The organism is Chloracidobacterium sp., from assembly GCA_025057975.1.
Lineage (GTDB): Bacteria > Acidobacteriota > Blastocatellia > Chloracidobacteriales > Chloracidobacteriaceae > Chloracidobacterium.
Genome location: JANWUV010000050.1, coordinates 1 through 599, shown reverse-complemented (window position 1 = coordinate 599; position 599 = coordinate 1). Strand labels below are relative to the sequence as shown.

The window sequence follows — 599 nt, the reverse complement described above, 5'->3', positions numbered from 1 at the left end:
ACAAACTTTCCCAACACGACCCACTACACAACTGGGAGGGCGAGGAGGTCTTTGAAGAAGAGGTCGTGGGGGTTGGCGAGGCGGGCGTCGGACATCGGGCGTCTTGGTTTCTTGATGGGGCGTATCTCTGATCATCTCGCTTGGCGCGTAACTCGTCGGTGTGTAGCATAAGCCCGCTTCCCGTAACGAAGCCATTATGCAAACGGACGGCAAAACGCCGTTGGTTTCAAGTCCGCCATCCCAATCAGGTTTGCCCTGTCGAACTTGCACGAAGCGGAAACCATCGCCGCGCCCCTCGACTGGAGCGCAGGTCAGTTGATCAAAAACCGCTGCCGGATTGTCCGACGGCCGGGCGGCGGAGGCTTCGGGCGGGCGGGATGGCGTTGGGCTGAAAAGCGCGGCAGTCGCGCAAAATGAGACAAGCTTGGTAGTCCCCGGCGCGGAACGCCGCGCCGTATGAAAGCAGGGGAACGCCGCCGCACGCCAAACCGTTGACGCGATTCGACCGGGGCATCGCTACATTTATGCGGAAACTGCTCTAATCGGCACGGTTGAGGTCGCGGAGCTTGGCTTTGAGGCGTGCGAGTTCCTGCAAGGCG

1 protein-coding gene is annotated in these 599 nt (G+C 60.8%); it reads right to left on the bottom strand.

Annotated elements, in window-relative coordinates:
- Positions 1 to 319: 319 nt before the first annotated feature.
- On the bottom strand, positions 320 to 514 hold the full coding sequence (locus tag NZ585_15005) for a hypothetical protein (GenBank protein MCS7081340.1): 195 nt from the start codon (positions 512 to 514) through the stop codon (positions 320 to 322).
- Positions 515 to 599 lie beyond the last annotated feature (85 nt).